Here is a 17,078-nt window from a genome sequence, read left to right as displayed (position 1 = left end):
CCCGGCCGGATGTTCCGGCCGGGGCGGTCTGCGTACGCGCGCACGCGCAGGTGTGGCTACCAGAGCACGGGCAGGCGTTCCGGCAGGCGCTTCATGAAGCGGGTCCGCCAGACCAACTGGTCGACGGGGACGGCGAGCTGGAGGTTGGGCATCTTCTCCAGCAGGACCTCGACGGCGATCTCGGTGTGCCGCTTGCCGAGGGCGGTGGCGGGGCAGTAGTGCTGCCCGCCGCCGAAGGAGAGGTGCGTGCCGGCGTTGGCGCGGTCGATGTCCACGACGTGCGGGTCCGGGTACACGGCCGGGTCGGTGTTGGCGGCCTCGACCAGGACCAGCAGCAGCTCGCCCTTCTTCACCTCGACGTCGCCGAGGGTGACGTCCTCCAGGGCCAGGCGGGGCAGCCCGTCGGCGATGGAGAGGTTGATGCGCAGGAGTTCGTCCACGGCGGCCGGGATCTTCTCCGGCGCCTCGCGCAGCTGCTCCCACACCTCGGGGTGCTGGATGAGGGAGACGAGCGCCATCGTCAGGAAGCCCATGGTGGAGATGACACCGGCACCGAACAGCGTGACGCCGACCGTGGCCAGCATCTCGTCCGTCAGGTGGGCGTAGTCCGGGTCGTTGCGCAGGGCGGCGAGTTCGGACATGAGCCCGGTGGTGGCGGGGTCGTCCAGGCGCTCGACCATGTAGGCCATGTCCCGGTCCCAGTTGAGCTTGGCACCGGTGACGGGGCAGGCCGAGTTCATGAAGGCGATGTCGAGGCTGGCGGCCAGGCGCGGGGCGTCGGCCTCCGGGATCCCGAGGATCCGGCAGTGGAGGCGCTCGGCGTACGGGTTGGCGAACTGGCCGCGCAGGTCGACCGGCGCGCCGTAGGCCAGCAGGCTGTCGACGAGGGCGTTGGCCTCGGCGCGCATCCAGTCGACGAGGCCGTCGGTCTTGGGGTTGATCGCCTTGAGGACGGCCTTGCGGAGACCTGCTCCGGTGATGTTGCCCATGTTGTTGACGACCTCGGGCGGGATCGTCAGGGCGTACTGGCGGGGCACGCCGGGGGCCGACGTGTCCTTCAGGCTGAACCGGGGGTCCTCCAGGACCTGCTTGCACAGTTCATAGGAGGAGACGAGCCAGGCCTCGTCACCGGCGATCGTGCGGACCCGCTTCACGGGCTCGTTGCGGAGTGCCTCGATCTCGCTGGGGAGTTGGTCGCCGCGCGCGGAGAACGGGAAGTCGAGCAGGGTGTCAGTGGGCATCGGGGTGTCCTTCGGCGGGCGTGATGATGGCGTGGCCCTGGTTGCGCGAGGCGCGCAGACCCGAACCGCGGGAGTAGAGCAGTTCCGCCATCGGCAGGAGCTGGTGGTAGCAGTTGAGCGAGGACGGCACGCCGAGGATGGCCGGCGTGTCGAGGAAGAGCGGCGCCTCGGCACAGACGTACTCGAGGCACACCTCCCGCTGCCGGGTCGTGGCGGACTTCCCGTCCAGGACCTTGGAGGAGAGGAATGAGTCGACCAGGGAGTTGCAGGTCTTGCGGAAGTCCGGGTCGTTGTCGAGCAGGCTGTTCAGGTGGCTGTGCAGAGCGCGGTAGGCCGGGATGTCGGTGAGGGAGGACATCGGCCGGGCGCGCAGGCGGGTGCCGGTGGGGTCGGCTTCTGCGGCGGCGTTGTTCACCTTGGCGCGAACGCCACGCAGGTTCTTGACCGCCTTGCGTCGGGCCTCGTCCTCGCCGTAGCCGAGGGCCTCGTACATCTCTGCCACGTGCAGGTCGGTGTAAATGAGGTCGACCTGCTCGAAGTTGCGCATCCCCCATTGGGCGAGGTCGAGAACGCGCTGGGCGGAGAAATAGCTGTTCCCCGGGGAGATGCCAATGACGGCATGGTCGCCTTCGGTGCTAATCACCTGGCAGTGAGGGGTGTACGGCCGGACTGTGAAGACTTCGGTCGCTGTCGTCAACAGGTGTCGGGTCCTTTGCGCCGCAAGTCCCATGGGGCCCTGTGCCCCGGGTGTGGCGGCGACGTGAAGGAAGGTACCGCAACTCTGTGCGACGTTCCATCACTTCCTGTTGGTAACTCACCTGTCGGACAACACGGTTGACTTGGGCATCTTTTGTGTGGGCTGTCCGTGGCGGAGAGTTGGCGACGAGTTCGTGCCGAGTCGGCGAACTCCGGTGGCGATCCGGTCGGGGACGGAGCCACCCGGGCGGCGGCGGCCGACCCCTGTCCTCGCGCTTCGTGGACGCGCCGGCAGGTCGGCCGTGGTCCCGTCGGCCCCTCGGTCAGAAGGTCTCCGCCCAGTCGACCATCGGCATGGACTCGAAGGCCGAAACGGACGTGGCCGCGGTCTCCCCGTTGTGGGAGCCGACCGTGTTGTCGCGTCCGGCGTTGAAGATGTCGTCCTGGGCCGACTGGACGATGTTGCTGCCGATGACGAACACGTACGTCGGGCCCGAGTCGGCGGCCGCGGGCGCGGCGGCGGCGAACAGGCCGAGCAGGGTGCCGGCGGCGAGGACGGCCAGGGCGCGGGAAGTGGTACGGACGGTTCGCTTCACGGCGATGCCTTTCGCAGATTCGGAACGTACACCCCCGGAAGGTAGGAGCCCCGCCCCGCCATGGAGGGCCGACACACGGCGGTCGCCCTGAATGGCCCACGCCGCCGTACTCTTCCCCGGGCTCTGGCGGTCGCGGGCGGCCGGCTCGCGTAGCGCGACGGGGAGCCCGCCCTGACGCTCAACGGGAAGCCCGTTGCCGAGCCCTGCCCGGCACCCGGCCCCCGGCACCCGGCTCCCCGGCCGCCGGGTCCTCACCCCGGCGGCAGTTCGCGTAGCCTGCCCTCCGCGACGAACGCGACGCCGCCCCCGACGCGCACCGAGCGGACGTCCTCGCCCGTGGCGACGTCCTCGACGACCCCGTCGTTGTTCCAGTGCCGTCCCTCCAGGGCCGCGGCGTCCAGGAGGTAGGCGAACTGGGCTCCGACGTGGTGATAGCGCACGAGTCGGCCCCGTCAGTGGCCGAAGGGCGGTTCGAAGCAGCCGCTCTCCATGTACGGGCCGTTCGTCTTGACCTCGTAGTTGGTCTTCTGCACGAACGCCGTGACGCAGGCGTCGTCGTGGACGCGCAGCCCGACGCGGGTGCCCTCGGGCGTGACGTAGTGGTCGGCCTGGAAGCGCGGCTCCATCCCCCGGATGCTGATCGTTCCGCCGAGCCGTTCGCCCTTCGGCCCGGTCCGCTCCTCCTCGTATCCGAGCGGCTGCAGGGCCGCCCGCACGCTCGGGAGGTCCCATGTGCCCGCCTCCCAGAGCCGCTTGAGCACGGGCTCGATCCGGTCGGCCTCCTTCCGCGCGTCCTTGGCGCTGGCGGGGGACATCTCGCCCGAGCGGCGGTGGGCGTTGTTGTCCCCGTAGTGCGGGGCGCCGTCGCCGGCCCCGGGCTCCACGTAGGGGGAGGCGCCGGGGGCACTGGGGCTCGCGCTTGCGCTCGTGCTCGTGCTCGGCAGCGGGTCCGGGGCGCCGGGAGCCGCATCCGTACCGCGGCGCTCGCCGCAGCCGGTCAGGGACAGGGCAGCGCTCAGCAGAAGAGCGGCCGCGGCGCAGCGACGGCGCGGCCCGCGTATCGAAGTGACCATGGGACGACTCTGCCATGCCGGCCCGCGAAGCCGCCCTCCGCCACCACGGCGGGACAGCCCTTAGGCTTGGGCCGTGACCAGCAGGGAGAGCAGCCGCCGAAAGGTGCTGGCCGCCGGGGTCGGTGCGCTGGCCGTGGCGCTGGCCGGGTGCTCGGGGGACGCCGGTCCGGTTCGCGGGCTGCGGCTCGCGACGGGGCCGGAGGGCGGGCCGTACAACGCCTTCGGGAAGGCCCTGGCCCAGGCCGTCGGCGCGAGCGGCCGGCCGCTCGAGATCGTGCCCGTGAGCACCGCGGCGAGCGTGGACAACCTGCGGCAGCTGGACGACGGCTCCGTGGACCTGGCGCTGGCCATGGCCGACGTGGCCGAGGACGCCGTACTGGGGCGCGAGTCGTTCTCCCGGCCGGCCGCCGTGACGGCGCTGGCCCGGGTCTACGTGAACTACACGCACCTGCTCGTCCCGGCGGACGGGCCGGTGCACGCGGTGGGGGACCTCGCCGCGCGTCCGGTCGCGGCCGGCGCGGAGGGCTCGGGCGTGCAGGTGGTGGCCGAACGGGTCCTGCGGGCGGCCGGGCTGGGCGACGGCCCCGCGCCGGCCCGCGGCCGGAGCCTGGGTCTCGCCGCCTCGGTCGAGGCCCTGCGCGAGGGCACGGTCGACGCGCTGTTCTGGTCCGGTGGCGTGCCCACGCCGGCGCTGTCGGGGCTGGCGCGCGAGCTGCCCCTGCGCTTCCTGCCGCTCGACGGCTACGTGGGCGCGCTGCGGGAGCGCTACGCCCCCGCCTATTCGGCGGTCACCCTGCCGGCCGGGGTGTACGGGCTCACGGAACCGGTGGCGACCATCGGGGTCGGCAACTACCTCCTGGCCCGCGCGGACCTGCCGGAGGGCGCCGCCCGCGCCCTGCTCCAGGTCGTGTTCCGGCAGTGGCGCGATCTGCTGCGCGAGGTCACGGCAGGAGCGCGGCTGGAACCCCGGTTCGCGATCTCGACCGGGGAGGTGCCGCTCCATCCGGGGGCCGTCGCCTACTACCGGTCGGTGTACGGCTGAGCCGTCATCGCGCCGGCAGCCGCAGCTCGACGACCAGGCCGTGCGGCACGTTTCCGCGGACCTCCAGCCGGCCGCCACTGCCGCGGGCGAGTTCGTCGGCGATGGCCAGTCCCAGTCCGCTGCCGCGTACGTTCTGGTGCTCGGGGGAGCGCGCGAAACGCCTTAGCAGCAGGGCCAGTTGGTCCTCCGGCACGCCCGGCCCGTCGTCGGCGACCCGGACGACGGCGCTCCCGTCGTCCGCCCGTGCGGCGAGCACCTCGACACGGCCGTCGCGCGGCACGAACTTGACCGCGTTGTCGAGGAGCGAGTCGAGGATGCGGCCCGCCGCATCGGGCAGCGCCCGCGCCGGCAGTTCCTCCGGCGGGCCGGCGGCCGTCAGGTGCACTCCCGCGGCGCGGAAGACCGGGGTCCAGGCCGTCACCCGGTCCCGTACCGCCTGTGCCACGTCCTGATGGCCCGGCTCCGCCGTTCCGGACTCCACCCGTGCGAGGGACAGCAGGCCGTCGAGGAGTTCCTCCAGGCGCTCCGCCTCGTCCAGGGCGCGGGAGTGCTCGGCGAGGCCGGGTCCGGGAACGATGTGCGGTTCGACGTTCTCCAGTTGCAGCACGAGGGTGGCGAGCGGATTGCGCAGCTGGTGGGAGGCGTCGGCGACGAAGTCGCGCTGGCGGCCTATGGAGTCGGCCATCGCCTCCGCCATGGCGTTGAAGTGCTGCCGCAGATTCCGCAGTTCCGGGGGGCCGGTGTCGGACACGGCCCGTGCCCGGAGGCTGCCGGCGGTCAACCGCTCCACCGCCCGGTCCAGATCGAGGAGCGGGCGCATCAGCCAGCGCGCGATGCCCGCCGCGACCAGGGCCGCCGCGGCGAAGGCGGCGACCGCCCCGGTGGCGATGAGCGACCAGCGGACCGCCACGTCCCGGCGGGCGGCGTCGGTGGGGACGGCCAGCAGGACGGCCCCGCTGACCCGCTCGTCCCGGCCGACCGGTTCGGCGAGGACGACGGTCCTCGGGCCCCACGGGCGCAGCGTGGGCAGCCGGTCGGTGGAGCGGCCGGTGAGGGCGCGGCGACGGGCGTCCACCGCGGCGGAGGGGGCGCCCGAAGCGGTGTCGGCGTCGGCGCCCGCGTCCGTGGCGGCCTGCGACGCGGGCCCCGATCCGGCCCGCGCGATGGTCTCGCCCGCCGTGTCGACCACCACCACGCCGGCTCCGTACAGCTCGGCGTACCGGCCGATCTCGGCCGAGAGCTCCGCCCGGTCGGCGGCGGTGCGCATCCGGTCGGCGAGATCGGCGAACCGTACGGCCTCCGAACGCCGTTGGAGCAGCAGGTGCTCGGTGCGTCCGCGGGCGTAGGCGTCCGCCAGGGGGACGCAGAGCAGCAGCGCCGCGGCCCCCATGAGCACCATCAGCACGGCGAGGAGCCTGCGCCTCATCGCGCGCCGTCCCCTTCCGCGGGTGCGGTGGGGGAGCCGAGCTGGTAGCCGAACCCGCGGACCGTGCGCACCAGGTGGGAACGGCCGGTCTTGGCGCGGATGCCCGCCACGTGCACGTCCAGGGAGCGGGAGGCGGCGAGGAAGACGTCCCCCCAGATCCGGTCCAGGATCACCTCGCGGGAATGGACCTCGTCGGGGCGGGCGGCGAGGAAGGCGAGGACGTCGAACTCGCGCCGGGTCAGCCGCACTTCGACGCCCGCCACCGTGACGGTGCGGCCCGCCAGGTCGACCTCGACGTCCCCGGTGCGCACGGGCAAGGCCCGGCCTCCGGCGCCCCCGACACCGCCGGGGTCGGCGGGGTGGGCCGGGTGGGCGCCCGCACGGCCGGACCGAGGGTCGGTCCGGCGGCGTACGGTGTCGATACGGGCCATCAGCTCGGCCATCCGGAACGGCTTGACCACGTAGTCGTCGGCGCCCGCCCGCAGCCCCTGCACGATGTCGCGCTCCTCGCAGCGCGCGGTCACCACGATCAGGGGCGCGTCGCAGACCGTCCGCAGCCGCCTCAGCAGTTCCAGCCCGTCGAGGTCGGGCAGGCCCAGGTCCAGCAGGACGAACCCGGCCTCGTGCACGTGCCGCAGGGCGTCCAGGGCGCGGCCCACCCGGCGCACCGTGTGCCCGCGCTGGGCGAGGGCGGTGCCGAGGGCCCGTGCCATTCGGTCGTCGTCCTCGACGAGAAGCGCGTGCATAGACATTTCCCTCGCGACCTGTGACCCCGGTCGGCTCAGCTTACGGGAGCCGCCGCCGGACGTTCCGGCGCTTCACCGGCACCGGCACCGGCACCGGAGTCGGCCTCGGCCTCGGCACGGCTGAGTGCGGCGTTGCGGGTGTCCGGCATCAGGACGTACGTCACGAGGGAGACGAGGGCGCAGCCGGAGACGTACCAGAAGAACATCTTCTCGTGGCCGCTGTTCTTGAACCACAGCGCCACGTACTCCGCCGTGCCGCCGAAGAGCGCGTTGGCGATCGCGTACGGCAGCGCCACGCCCAGGGCGCGCACCCGGGTCGGGAACAGCTCGGCCTTCACCGCGGCGTTGATCGAGGTGTACCCCGTGATGATCACCAGGGCCAGCAGGGACAGGCCCAGCGCGGACCAGTACGAGGACGCCGATCCGAGCGCGGTCATGATCGGGTACGTACCCACGGTGCAGCCCACCGCGAAGGTGATCAGGAGCGGGCGGCGGCCGATCCGGTCGGACAGCATCCCGGCGAAGGGCTGCAGCACGGCGAAGAGCGTCAGGGCGGTGAAGCTGACCAGGGTGGCGGTCGTCTTCGGCAGGCCCGCGCTGCCGACCAGGTACTTGGTGAGGTAGGTGGTGTACGTGTAGTAGGCCACGGTGCCGCCGAGGGTGAGCGCCATGACCAGGCCCGCCTGCCGCCGGTAGAGCCACAGGGCCTTCAACGTGCCGCGGGTGCTGTCGTCGTGGGCGTCCTCGCCGGCCGCGTCCTCCTTGAAGGCGTCGGTCTCCTGGAGCCGGCGCCGCAGCCAGAAGACGACCACCGCGAACAACGCCCCGAGGACGAAGGGGATCCGCCACCCCCAGCTCTCCAACTGGGCGGTGGTGAGGGTGTGTTGCATCGTGATGAGGATCCCCAGGCCGAGCAGCTGGCCGCAGGTCATCGACACGTACTGGAAGGAGGAGCCGAGGCCGCGCCGGTTGCGGGCCGACGCCTCGGTCAGGTAGGTGGCGCTGGCCGCGTACTCGCCGCCGATGCTCATCCCCTGGAGCAGGCGCGCGAGCAGGAGCACCAGGGCGCCGAAGTAGCCGGCCTGCCCGTAGGTCGGGGCCACGGCGATCAGCAGGGCGGCCACCGACATCATCGAGACGGTGAGGGTGAGGGCGCTCTTGCGGCCGTGCCGGTCGGCGGCGCGGCCGAGGATCCATCCGCCGACGGGTCGCATCAGGAAGCCGACGGCGAAGATGCCCGCCGTGTTCATCAGCTGCGTGGTCGGATTGTCGCCGGGGAAGAAGGAGTCGGCGAAGTAGATCGCGAAGCTGGCGTAGACGAACCAGTCGTACCACTCGACGAGGTTGCCGAGCGACCCGCCGACCAGGGCGAGACGGCGCCTCTTGCGCTCGTCCCCGGGCGGTGAAGCGGGCATGACGGCGGACGCGGACATGGCGGCTCCTGACGGATGTCCCCGAGGGGAGTGGGAGGAATGCCCCGGTGGCGGGGAAGTGTCCCGAGCATGCGTCGGCCGTCGTACCCGGACAAGCTCCGGCACGCAGATCTAACGTTCCGCTAAGAAAGCCGCTCGGCTGCGGGGATTTCACGGCTCAGTCATGTGCACGTCATATCCACTCCACGGCGGCCACCCTCGGGTGGCCCACCGTGGTGGCGCCGGACCGGGAGCACCGTCAGGAGCACCCCCGGCGGATCGAACCGCGGCCCGGCCCCCCACCCAATAGCATGAGCAGGAGGCAGGATGAGCGTGATCAGGAGAAGGCGGACACCGGTCGTGGCAGCGGCGACCCTCGTGGCCCTGGGAGTGGTCGCCGGCCCGGCGCACGCCCGCGGCGACCACGGCGCGGTGCCCGCGCTGCCCCAGGTGCAGGCCTCCCTGGAGACGCCCTCCCTGTTCGACGACGAGGCCGGCGGCAACGCGAACGCCGACGACCCCGCGATCTGGCGCAACGAGAAGGACCCGGACCGCAGTCTGGTCATCGCCACCGCCAAGGAGGGCGGCCTGCGCGTGTACGACCTCGACGGACGCCAGGTGCAGTCCCTGCCGGCCCCGCGGCCGCCGCGCGAGGGCGACGCGCCCGGGCGCTTCAACAACGTCGACCTGATCACCGGGCTCCGCTTCCCCGGCGGCGCCCGCCACGATGTGGCCGTCGTCTCCGACCGGGGCCGCGACCAGCTGCGCGTCTACCGGATCGACCCCCGGCGGCCCTCGGCCCCGCTGGTCGACGTCACCGACGAGTCGGCGGCCCCGCAGGTCTTCTCCGCCGACCAGGACGAGGTCAACGACCAGCGCACCGTCTACGGCCTGGCCGCGTACACCGACCGGCGCAGCGGCCGTTCCTTCGCCGTGACCAGCCGACGCCACGCCACCGCCCTCGCCCTCGCCGAACTCCTGCCCGACGCGCAGGGGAAGGTCGGCTACCGCACCGTCCGCACCACCTCGCTGCCGTCCTCCTTCACGCTCCCCGACGGGAAGGCGTGGACCCCGTGCGGTGAGCCCGGCGAACTCCCGCAGGTCGAGGGCATGGTCGTCGATCCCGACACCGGTGACCTCTACGCGGGCCAGGAGGACGTCGGCATCTGGAAGCTGGACGCCGACCTGCGTTCCCCCGCCCGCCTGATCGAGAAGGTCCGCTCCTTCGGGGTGCCCGGCACCAGGAACCCCGCCACCGAGGAATGCGACGCGGGCGCGGACCCCGGCTTCGGCGGCCGGCACGTCTCCGCCGACGTGGAGGGCCTGACCATCTGGCGCGACCCCGAGCACCCCGGCCACGGCGGCTACCTGCTCGCCTCCAGCCAGGGCGACGACACCTTCGCCGTCTTCGACCGCGAGCGCGGCAACGCCTACGTCCGCAGCTTCCGCATCGCGGCGGGCACCCGGCCCGGCGTGCCCGACGGGTCGCAGGAGTGCGACGGCGCCGCCGTCACCAGCGCGCCGCTGGGCAGGAGGTTCCCGAACGGCCTGCTGGTGGTCCAGGACGGCGCCAACACTCCCGGGACCACCGGTCCCGACGGGGAGGCCCGCACCGACACCGACTTCAAGTTCGTGGACCTCGGCGGCCTCGAAGGGGCCGCGCGCCTCTGACCCCGGGCCTGTCCGGGACCGGCCTCCCCGAGGACGGCCGGGCCCGGACAGGACAGGACGGGACTGGACGCCGCCGCGTTCGCGCGGCTCGGTAGGATCGCGACCGCATACGACGGAAGGCGATCATGGCGGACAGTCCCCTCAGGCCCAGCTCGTTGATCAACACGGTCTACGGGGCGTTCCTGCGACGCCTCGGAGGCTGGATCTCCGTAGCCGACCTGGTCACCCTGATGTCCGAACTGGACGTCGACGGCCCGGCGGCGCGCTCGGCGATCTCCCGGCTCAAGAAGAAGGGCGTCCTCGAACCGGAACGCCGCGGCGCCACCGGGTACCGGCTCAGCGCGGCCGCCCGGCCCGTCTTCGACGAGGGCGACCGGCGCATCTTCGCCAGCCTGGAACCGGCGAAGCTCAGCGACGGCTGGGCCATGGCCGTCTTCTCCGTTCCGGAGTCCGAGCGGTCGTACCGCTACCAGCTGCGCACCCGGCTGACCTGGCTGGGCTTCGGCAACATCGCCCCCGGTGTGTGGCTGGCGCCCGGCCGCCTGCTCGGCGACGCCCGCGACATGCTCGTCCGCCTCGGACTCAGCGACTACGTGCACCTGTTCGCCGCCGACTACGCCGCCTTCAGCGAGCTGCCCGAGACCGTCAGCTCCTGGTGGGACTTCCCGGCGATCGAGGAGCAGTACGCGGGCTTCACCCAGGCCTACGGACCCCTCGCCGCGCAGCTGACCGAGCAGCCCGACGTCGACGGCGCCGAGGCCTTCCGCGCCTACGTCCCGATGCTCACCCAGTGGCGCCGCCTGCCGTACCTCGACCCGGGCCTGCCCGCCGAACTGCTCCCCGCCGACTGGAACGCCGTCGCCGCCCGGCAGATCTTCCAGCAGCTCAACGACGTACTCGCCGCACCCGGCCTGCGCCACGTCCAGGAGATCACCGGCCTGACGGAGGAGCCCCCCGCTTCCGGAACGGCCTAGGCGTGTTGTCCGGGCAGGTTGGTGACGCGGCTGGCGGGTCCTCGTATGCGGTGTAGGTCTCGCCCGCCCGCGCTCCGAAGGTGTTCCGCACCCTCGCGAGCACCTGGTCCTTGGTCACGTCGGCGTAGGCCCGGTTGAGCGCGAAGGCGAGGTTGGCCTCCTCCCGGTCCAGCCGATGACGACGTCTGGTGCTCGTCGCGGACGCCGAAGCCGCCCTGGCCTACTACCGGGACGTCCTGGGCTTCGTGGTGCTGCACGACCAGACGGCCGACGGCTACCGCTACCTGCACATCGGCCTGCCCGGGCGGACCGGCCCGACCGGGCGGCCGACGGCCGGCCTCTGGCTGATGCCCGCGACCACCGCCCTGGAACGCGAGCTGATCGGCCGTCAGTGCGGTGGCCGGCCCCTGCTCGTCCTGTACACGGACGACGTGGGCCGGACCGGCACGCACCTGCGCGCCCGCGGTGTGCGGGTGTGGAACGAACGGGTGGGGGACGCGGGCCGTTCCCTGCACTTCGCCGACCTCTACGGCAACGTCATCGTGGCGGCTCAGCTGCCGCGCTCCTGAGCGCCCGGGCGAGGTGGCGGGCGGTGTCACGGGTGCGGCGCGGTACGCGGCGGCCGTCCTCGACGAGCGCGGCGGCCCGGCCCATCACCCGCAGCGCCCGCACGGACCCCACGGTGGGCACGGCCTCCATCAGGGTCCCCATGGCCGTGTCGGCCTCGCGCCAGTCGCCCGCCCGGGCCAGGACCCGGGCGAGCTCCGCCGCGAACAGCACCCGGTAGGCCGGGCCGTCACCGTCGGCGTGCGCCGCGCCGTGCAGGAGGGCGGCCGCCGCGTCCAGGTCCCCCAGCGCGGCCCGGGCCAGTCCCTGGTGGCCTTCGAGCTCGGGACGGTCGAACCACCAGGCCCACGGCGGGTCCCGGTCCGTCGGCGGGTCGTCGAGCAGCTCGGCGGCGGTGCGCAGGGCCCGCCCGGCCTCGGGCCCGCGCCCCAGCCGGGCCAGGGCCCGCCCGGCACGCACCTGGAAGATCGCCGCGACGCGCCCGGGAAGGTCCTCGCGGGCCAGCACGGAGGACGCGATCCGAAGGGAACTCCCGGGCCGGCCCAGGTGCTCCTCCTGCATCGCCAGCACCGCGAGCACCAGGGGTTCCACGGTGGCCGGTCCGGCCGCGCGCCCGCCGCGGGCCAGCTCCAGGGCCCGCAGGTGGAGCCGCCGCGACACGTCGTGCCGTTCGGCGTCGAAGGCGATCCACGCGGCGACCTGGAACAGCTCGGCGCGCGCGGCCCGCTCCGCGTCGTCCCGTACCGGGCCGCCGCCGACCGTACGGACCGCCTCCAGGGCCGCGCCCACCGCCCACCGCGCCCCGGCCGCCACATCGAGCGCGACGAGCTCCTCCGTCAAGTCCTTCACCTCGGCCACCGAACACACCTCGGTCACCCCGGCCCCCTTCCGTCGATTCGGCCGGCTACCGCGCCGGGTCGGCGGCGGGCAGCACCAGCGTGGCCACGGCCCCGCCGTCCGGGGCGTTCGAGAAGGCCGGTTCCGCGCCGACCCCCTCGGCCCGGCCCCGCGCGATCGTCAGCTGCTCCACCCCGCCGTCGAGACGCGACACCTCCGGCAGGTCCTCCACGAGCGCGCCCCACACCCTGACCCGGTCCCGGACGTAGTCCGCGGCCGGCTCCTGCGAGCGCAGTTCGGCGGTGGTGGCCAGGCCCGTCAGCGGGGTCCGCAGCTCGTGCGCGACGTCGGCTCATCCGGCCGGCGGCCAGCGCACCCGGCGGCGCCGCGACCGCTGCTCGCGGAAGAGCTCCAGACCGGTCAGCCCGTCCGCCGCGACCGTGGTCGCGAAGCCGTACCGGTCGAGCGCGATGCGGACGGTGTCGCGGATCACCACGTCGTCCTCGACGAGCAGCAGGCGGTGCGTGGTCCCGCCCGGTTCCTCGGTCACGGTTCCCCCCGGAGCGTGCGCGGGGACGGATCGCGCCCCCTGTGATCATCGTAGGCGGACCGGCCGCGCCGGACGACACCGGCCGTGGCTGCACGGAAGCGGGCCACCCCGGCGTGAGGATGGGGTCATGGCCGACACCTTCGCTTCGCGCACCATCGACGTGACGACCGGGGACCGGGAGACGGTCCACGACCTGACCGCTGCCTGCGCCGCCTTCCTCGCGGAGGTGGCACGGGGCCAGTGCGGACTGCTGAACCTCTTCACGCCCCACGCGACCGCCGGCCTCGCCGTCATCGAGACGGGAGCGGGCAGCGACGACGACCTCCTGACGGCCCTGGGGTCGCTCCTGCCCGCCGACGACCGCTGGCGGCACCGGCACGGATCCCCCGGCCACGGGCGGGACCACGTACTGCCCGCGATCGTCCCGCCCCACGCGACGCTGCCGGTGATCGACGGAACGCTCGCGCTGGGCACCTGGCAGTCCGTCACCCTGGTGGACACCAACCGGGACAACCCCCGGCGCCAGGTCCGCCTGACCTTCCTCGGCTGCTGAAGGAGCGTCAGAGCCGGGGCGCAGGGGTGAAGACGTCACCATCATGACAGGTCAGAGGGCATTTTCGTAGGACCAAGGGCACAGCCGGATTGTCTTGTTCGGACCCCTGTGCGGCTTTGAGAATCACCGTCATGACTCACACAGCGCACCCCAGTCACGACGCGGTACTCCGAGCCCGAGTGGCCCTCCTCGGATCACAGGCACTGTCGGTCCGTCAGGAGGTCGCCGCCTACCGCGTGCTCGCCCAGGTGAGTCCGCTGGCGTACCTGCCCCTGCTGCCCCACGCGCTGTACGAATACAGCCGCATGGAGTTCGCCCACCTGCCCGAGACGGCCCTGGCCCTGCGCGCCGAGGCCGTCGCCGCCGCCCGCCGCATCTACTCCATGGAGCCCGACCGGGCACGCGTGCTCGTCGGCGCGCTGCTCCGCTACAAGCAACAGCTGGTACTCATGGGCCGAGAGGCGGAAGTCGACGCCGTGGACCAGGAGATCGCCCGAGTGGAGTGACCTGCCGGCCGCGTCCGCGCACACGTGGACCGCCGCGCGGCGGGGCGTCGGTCACCAGCGCCAGGCGAGAGCTTCCGGAAGATCATTTCCAAGGCTCCGCCTCCTGCAGACACACTCTGGGGCGTCCGGGCCGGCCGGCCGGAGTGGGCGGCCGGCCCGGACTTCGGGTCACGCGAGGTCGAAGCGGTCCAGCGTCATCACCTTGTCCCACGCGGCGACGAAGTCCTTGACGAACTTCGCCTTCGCGTCGTCGCTCGCATAGACCTCCGCGAGCGCGCGCAGCTCCGAGTTCGACCCGAAGACCAGGTCGGCGCGGGTGCCGGTCCACTTGAGGGCGCCCGTGGCGGCGTCGCGGCCCTCGAAGGTGCTCTCGTCCCCTGCCGTCGCCTTCCACGTCGTGCCCAGGTCGAGAAGGTTGACGAAGAAGTCGTTCGTCAGGGACCCGGGGGAGGTGGTGAAGACGCCGTGCGAGCTCTGCTGGTGGTTCGCGCCCAGGACGCGCAGGCCACCGACCAGGACGGTCAGCTCGGGCGCGCTCAGGTTCAGCAGGTTCGCCTTGTCGATGAGGAGGTACTCGGCCGGCAGCCGGTTGCCCTTCCCCAGGTAGTTGCGGAACCCGTCGGCGGTCGGCTCCAGCGCGGCGAACGACTCCACGTCCGTCTGCTCCTGCGCCGCGTCCGCGCGGCCCGGCGCGAAAGGCACCTCGATGTCGAAGCCGGCGTCCTTGGCGCCCTGTTCGACGGCGGCTGCGCCGGCGAGCACGATCAGGTCGGCGAGCGAGATCCGCTTGCCGCCGGACTGGGCGGCGTTGAAGGAGTCCTGGATCCCCGTCAGCGTGCGCAGCACCGTCGCCAGCTGGTCGGGTTCGTTGACCTCCCACCCGCTCTGCGGCTGGAGCCGGATGCGCGCGCCATTGGCACCGCCGCGCTTGTCGCTGCCGCGGAACGACGAGGCCGAGGCCCACGCCGTGGACACGAGCTGGGACACCGTCAGGTCCGAGGCGAGGACCTGCTGCTTGAGGGAGGCGATGTCGGCGGCGTCGACGAGCTCGTGCGTCACCGGCGGGAGCGGGTCCTGCCACAGCAGCGTCTCGGCCGGGACCTCCGGGCCGAGGTAGCGCACGACCGGGCCCATGTCGCGGTGGGTCAGCTTGTACCAGGCGCGGGCGAAGGCGTCCGCGAACTCGGCGGGGTTCTCCAGGAAGCGCCGGGATATCTGCTCGTAGGCCGGGTCGATCCGCAGCGAGAGGTCGGTCGTCAGCATCGTCGGCGCGTGACTCTTGGACGCGTCGTGGGCGTCGGGCACGGTACCCGCGCCCGCCCCGTCCTTCGGCCGCCACTGGTGCGCGCCGGCGGGGCTCTTGAACAGCTCCCACTCATAGCCGAAGAGGATCTCGAAGAAGCTGTTGTCCCAGGTGATCGGGGTGTTCGTCCAGATGCCCTCCAGACCGCTGGTGATCGCGTCGGCGCCCTTGCCGGTACCGAAGGAGTTCGCCCAGCCGAGGCCCTGCTGCTCGACCGAGGCGGCCTCGGGGTCCGCGCCGACGCTCTCCGCCGGGCCCGCGCCGTGGGTCTTGCCGAAGGTGTGGCCGCCCGCGATCAGGGCGACCGTCTCCTCGTCGTTCATCGCCATCCGGCGGAACGTCTCACGGATGTCGCGCGCGGCGGCCAGCGGGTCCGGAGTGCCGTTCGGGCCCTCCGGGTTGACGTAGATGAGGCCCATCTGGACCGCGCCGAGCGGGTTCTCCAGCTCGCGGTCGCCGCTGTAGCGCTCGTCGTCGAGCCAGGTGGTCTCGGGACCCCAGTAGACGTCCTCGTCGGGCTCCCAGACGTCCGCGCGACCGCCGCCGAAGCCGAAGGTCTCGAAGCCCATCTGCTCCAGTGCCACGTTGCCGGTCAGGATCAGGAGGTCGGCCCACGACAGGCTCTGGCCGTACTTCTTCTTGACCGGCCACAGCAGTCGGCGGGCCTTGTCGAGGTTGGCGTTGTCCGGCCAGCTGTTGAGCGGCGCGAACCGCTGCTGGCCGGCTCCGGCGCCGCCGCGGCCGTCGCTGATGCGGTAGGTGCCGGCGCTGTGCCAGGCCATGCGGATCATGAAGGGGCCGTAGTGGCCGAAGTCGGCGGGCCACCAGTCCTGCGAGGTGGTCAGCACCTCCGCGATGTCCCGCTTCACGGCAGGGAGATCGAGGGACTTGAACGCCTCGGCGTAGTCGAACTCCTCGCCGAGCGGGTTGGCCACGGCGGGGTTCTTGGCGAGGATCTTCAGGTTGAGCCGTTCCGGCCACCACTGACGGTTTCCGCCGCCCTGAGTCGGATGCGGGGCGCGCTCGTGTGCGACCGGGCAGCCACCACCGCCCTCCGACTTGGCGTCTACGACGATTGCATCATGGTTCTCAGACATGGGAATCCTTCCGTACCAGGCGGATCACGGTGTTCAGGAACTGAATGCGAGGGAACTGCCGGGGGCGAGGGGCCCCCGTGCACGGTCTCTGCCTCGTCGGTCGGCTCGACGCCGAGGCGGTCACCGTCCCGGACGGTGTCACCTGCCGCTCAGGAGTCGTCCTGTCTCTTGGCTATCCATCAAACCGATCCTACGATGGACGGAATCCAAGTCAAGAAGCACACCAAGCCCATATTGAGTCGGATTCCCGATGTCGGCCGACAGACCTCGGGCACCCGTCGAACCTGAAACAGGGGAGCCGATATGAGTGACCTGCTGCAACGGCTGCGCGGGCGTGGCTGGCGGATGACGTCCCAGCGGCGCGTCGTCGCGGAGGTCCTCGACGGAGACCACGTGCACCTCACGGCCGACGAGGTGCACGCCCGTGCGGCGGAGCGGCTGCCCGAGATCTCCCGGGCCACCGTCTACAACGCCCTGGGCGAGCTGGTCGCCCTCGGCGAGGTCGGGGAGGTCACCACCGACGGCCGGGCCAAGCGCTACGACCCCAACGCGCACCACCCGCACCAGCACCTGGTGTGCTCCGGATGCGGGCTGATCCGCGACGTCCACCCGACCGGAAGCCCCCTGGCCGGCCTCCCGCCCGAGGAGCGCTTCGGTTTCACGGTGTCCGGGGTCGAGGTCACCTACCGCGGTCTGTGCCCGGCCTGCGCCCAGGGAGTGCCTGAGGGGACCGGGAGTGAGCGGACGCGGAGCGGGTAGGCGCCGCACACCGGGCGTCGACCAAGGAG

At 72.6% G+C, this 17,078-nt stretch carries 18 protein-coding genes and 1 pseudogene; 7 read left to right on the top strand and 12 right to left on the bottom strand.

The features are described from left to right. Positions 1 to 56: 56 nt before the first annotated feature. The 5 genes from IF88_RS0116480 to IF88_RS0116460 all read right to left on the bottom strand — a co-directional run bounded on the left by IF88_RS0116480 (position 57) and on the right by IF88_RS0116460 (position 3,606). Complete coding sequence (locus IF88_RS0116480) at positions 57 to 1,241, bottom strand: cytochrome P450 (RefSeq protein WP_030711949.1); 1,185 nt, start codon at positions 1,239 to 1,241, stop codon at positions 57 to 59. Continuing rightward, positions 1,231 to 1,971: a tRNA-dependent cyclodipeptide synthase gene (locus IF88_RS0116475; protein ID WP_078892928.1), complete on the bottom strand. Its 741-nt coding sequence runs from the start codon at positions 1,969 to 1,971 to the stop codon at positions 1,231 to 1,233. The genes IF88_RS0116480 and IF88_RS0116475 overlap by 11 nt, the downstream gene beginning before the upstream one ends. Positions 1,972 to 2,260: 289 nt before the next feature. Continuing rightward, positions 2,261 to 2,533: a hypothetical protein gene (locus tag IF88_RS0116470; RefSeq protein ID WP_030711944.1), complete on the bottom strand. Its 273-nt coding sequence runs from the start codon at positions 2,531 to 2,533 to the stop codon at positions 2,261 to 2,263. 251 nt (positions 2,534 to 2,784) lie between these two features. Further along, positions 2,785 to 2,973: a hypothetical protein gene (locus IF88_RS0116465; RefSeq protein WP_030711941.1), complete on the bottom strand. Its 189-nt coding sequence runs from the start codon at positions 2,971 to 2,973 to the stop codon at positions 2,785 to 2,787. 12 nt (positions 2,974 to 2,985) lie between these two features. Then, positions 2,986 to 3,606 carry a hypothetical protein gene (locus IF88_RS0116460; RefSeq protein WP_030711938.1) on the bottom strand — a complete coding sequence of 207 codons (621 nt, stop codon included), beginning with the start codon at positions 3,604 to 3,606 and terminating at the stop codon, positions 2,986 to 2,988. 73 nt (positions 3,607 to 3,679) lie between these two features. On the opposite strand from IF88_RS0116460, the gene IF88_RS0116455 reads away from it, so the two are divergent. After that, positions 3,680 to 4,648, top strand: coding sequence for a TAXI family TRAP transporter solute-binding subunit (locus tag IF88_RS0116455; protein ID WP_037806089.1), 969 nt, complete (start codon positions 3,680 to 3,682; stop codon positions 4,646 to 4,648). Positions 4,649 to 4,652: 4 nt separating this feature from the next. On the opposite strand, the gene IF88_RS0116450 is transcribed toward IF88_RS0116455, so the two are convergent. Genes IF88_RS0116450 through IF88_RS0116440 form a run of 3 tightly spaced genes read right to left on the bottom strand, consistent with a single transcriptional unit; the run spans position 4,653 to position 8,235 of the window. Further along, positions 4,653 to 6,074 carry a sensor histidine kinase gene (locus IF88_RS0116450; protein ID WP_030711932.1) on the bottom strand — a complete coding sequence of 474 codons (1,422 nt, stop codon included), beginning with the start codon at positions 6,072 to 6,074 and terminating at the stop codon, positions 4,653 to 4,655. After that, positions 6,071 to 6,820 carry a response regulator transcription factor gene (locus IF88_RS0116445; RefSeq protein ID WP_078892927.1) on the bottom strand — a complete coding sequence of 250 codons (750 nt, stop codon included), beginning with the start codon at positions 6,818 to 6,820 and terminating at the stop codon, positions 6,071 to 6,073. Before IF88_RS0116445 ends, IF88_RS0116450 begins: the two co-directional genes overlap by 4 nt. Positions 6,821 to 6,855: 35 nt before the next feature. Continuing rightward, positions 6,856 to 8,235 (bottom strand): MFS transporter, encoded by a 1,380-nt coding sequence (locus tag IF88_RS0116440; protein ID WP_030711926.1) that lies wholly within the window; start codon positions 8,233 to 8,235, stop codon positions 6,856 to 6,858. A 324-nt stretch (positions 8,236 to 8,559) separates the two neighbouring features. On the opposite strand from IF88_RS0116440, the gene IF88_RS0116435 reads away from it, so the two are divergent. From IF88_RS0116435 to IF88_RS0116425, 3 genes are all read left to right on the top strand, one after another. Next, the gene (locus tag IF88_RS0116435; protein WP_030711923.1) at positions 8,560 to 9,903 is read left to right on the top strand and encodes a phytase; all 1,344 of its coding nucleotides are present in this window, start codon (positions 8,560 to 8,562) and stop codon (positions 9,901 to 9,903) included. 125 nt (positions 9,904 to 10,028) lie between these two features. Then, positions 10,029 to 10,877 carry a PaaX family transcriptional regulator C-terminal domain-containing protein gene (locus IF88_RS0116430; RefSeq protein WP_037806087.1) on the top strand — a complete coding sequence of 283 codons (849 nt, stop codon included), beginning with the start codon at positions 10,029 to 10,031 and terminating at the stop codon, positions 10,875 to 10,877. A gap of 188 nt (positions 10,878 to 11,065) precedes the next feature. Beyond that, positions 11,066 to 11,446 carry a VOC family protein gene (locus IF88_RS0116425; RefSeq protein ID WP_051836995.1) on the top strand — a complete coding sequence of 127 codons (381 nt, stop codon included), beginning with the start codon at positions 11,066 to 11,068 and terminating at the stop codon, positions 11,444 to 11,446. On the opposite strand, the gene IF88_RS49035 is transcribed toward IF88_RS0116425, so the two are convergent. From IF88_RS49035 to IF88_RS0116410, 3 genes and pseudogenes are all read right to left on the bottom strand, one after another. Beyond that, positions 11,415 to 12,320 (bottom strand): hypothetical protein, encoded by a 906-nt coding sequence (locus IF88_RS49035; RefSeq protein ID WP_051836993.1) that lies wholly within the window; start codon positions 12,318 to 12,320, stop codon positions 11,415 to 11,417. The genes IF88_RS0116425 and IF88_RS49035 overlap by 32 nt on opposite strands. A 28-nt stretch (positions 12,321 to 12,348) precedes the next feature. Next, positions 12,349 to 12,621: pseudogene (locus IF88_RS0116415) on the bottom strand (two-component sensor histidine kinase); the annotation flags it as partial. A 12-nt stretch (positions 12,622 to 12,633) separates the two neighbouring features. After that, positions 12,634 to 12,831 (bottom strand): response regulator transcription factor, encoded by a 198-nt coding sequence (locus IF88_RS0116410; protein ID WP_030711907.1) that lies wholly within the window; start codon positions 12,829 to 12,831, stop codon positions 12,634 to 12,636. Between the two features lie 127 nt (positions 12,832 to 12,958). Here IF88_RS0116410 and IF88_RS0116405 point away from each other — a divergent pair, with 127 nt between their 5' ends. Then, positions 12,959 to 13,384 carry a YjbQ family protein gene (locus tag IF88_RS0116405; RefSeq protein ID WP_030711903.1) on the top strand — a complete coding sequence of 142 codons (426 nt, stop codon included), beginning with the start codon at positions 12,959 to 12,961 and terminating at the stop codon, positions 13,382 to 13,384. A gap of 131 nt (positions 13,385 to 13,515) precedes the next feature. Then, positions 13,516 to 13,890: a hypothetical protein gene (locus tag IF88_RS0116400; protein WP_158754405.1), complete on the top strand. Its 375-nt coding sequence runs from the start codon at positions 13,516 to 13,518 to the stop codon at positions 13,888 to 13,890. A 168-nt stretch (positions 13,891 to 14,058) separates the two neighbouring features. Here the strand turns inward: IF88_RS0116400 and katG are convergent, their stop codons facing one another. Then, entirely contained in the window at positions 14,059 to 16,290 is a 2,232-nt protein-coding gene (gene katG / locus IF88_RS0116395; RefSeq protein WP_030711897.1) for a catalase/peroxidase HPI, read from the bottom strand. A 303-nt stretch (positions 16,291 to 16,593) separates the two neighbouring features. Here katG and IF88_RS0116390 point away from each other — a divergent pair, with 303 nt between their 5' ends. Then, positions 16,594 to 17,049 (top strand): Fur family transcriptional regulator, encoded by a 456-nt coding sequence (locus tag IF88_RS0116390; protein ID WP_051836991.1) that lies wholly within the window; start codon positions 16,594 to 16,596, stop codon positions 17,047 to 17,049. Positions 17,050 to 17,078 lie beyond the last annotated feature (29 nt).

Origin of the sequence: Streptomyces sp. NRRL F-2580, assembly GCF_000720115.1 — a bacterium.
Lineage (GTDB): Bacteria > Actinomycetota > Actinomycetes > Streptomycetales > Streptomycetaceae > Streptomyces.
The sequence above is the reverse complement of the archived record's forward strand: the minus strand, read 5'-3'. Positions and strand labels throughout refer to the sequence as shown.

Excerpts from the sequence above, each read along its gene's own strand:
- IF88_RS0116480 (WP_030711949.1), bottom strand. The coding sequence starts at position 1,241 with ATGCCCACTGACACCCTGCTCGACTTCCCGTTCTCCGCGCGCGGCGAC.
- IF88_RS0116475 (WP_078892928.1), bottom strand. The coding sequence starts at position 1,971 with ATGGGACTTGCGGCGCAAAGGACCCGACACCTGTTGACGACAGCGACC.
- IF88_RS0116460 (WP_030711938.1), bottom strand. The coding sequence starts at position 3,606 with ATGGTCACTTCGATACGCGGGCCGCGCCGTCGCTGCGCCGCGGCCGCT.
- IF88_RS0116450 (WP_030711932.1), bottom strand. The coding sequence starts at position 6,074 with ATGAGGCGCAGGCTCCTCGCCGTGCTGATGGTGCTCATGGGGGCCGCG.
- IF88_RS0116445 (WP_078892927.1), bottom strand. The coding sequence starts at position 6,820 with ATGCACGCGCTTCTCGTCGAGGACGACGACCGAATGGCACGGGCCCTC.
- IF88_RS0116440 (WP_030711926.1), bottom strand. The coding sequence starts at position 8,235 with ATGCCCGCTTCACCGCCCGGGGACGAGCGCAAGAGGCGCCGTCTCGCC.
- IF88_RS0116435 (WP_030711923.1), top strand. The coding sequence starts at position 8,560 with ATGAGCGTGATCAGGAGAAGGCGGACACCGGTCGTGGCAGCGGCGACC.
- IF88_RS0116430 (WP_037806087.1), top strand. The coding sequence starts at position 10,029 with ATGGCGGACAGTCCCCTCAGGCCCAGCTCGTTGATCAACACGGTCTAC.
- IF88_RS0116405 (WP_030711903.1), top strand. The coding sequence starts at position 12,959 with ATGGCCGACACCTTCGCTTCGCGCACCATCGACGTGACGACCGGGGAC.
- IF88_RS0116400 (WP_158754405.1), top strand. The coding sequence starts at position 13,516 with ATGACTCACACAGCGCACCCCAGTCACGACGCGGTACTCCGAGCCCGA.
- katG (WP_030711897.1), bottom strand. The coding sequence starts at position 16,290 with ATGTCTGAGAACCATGATGCAATCGTCGTAGACGCCAAGTCGGAGGGC.
- IF88_RS0116390 (WP_051836991.1), top strand. The coding sequence starts at position 16,594 with ATGAGTGACCTGCTGCAACGGCTGCGCGGGCGTGGCTGGCGGATGACG.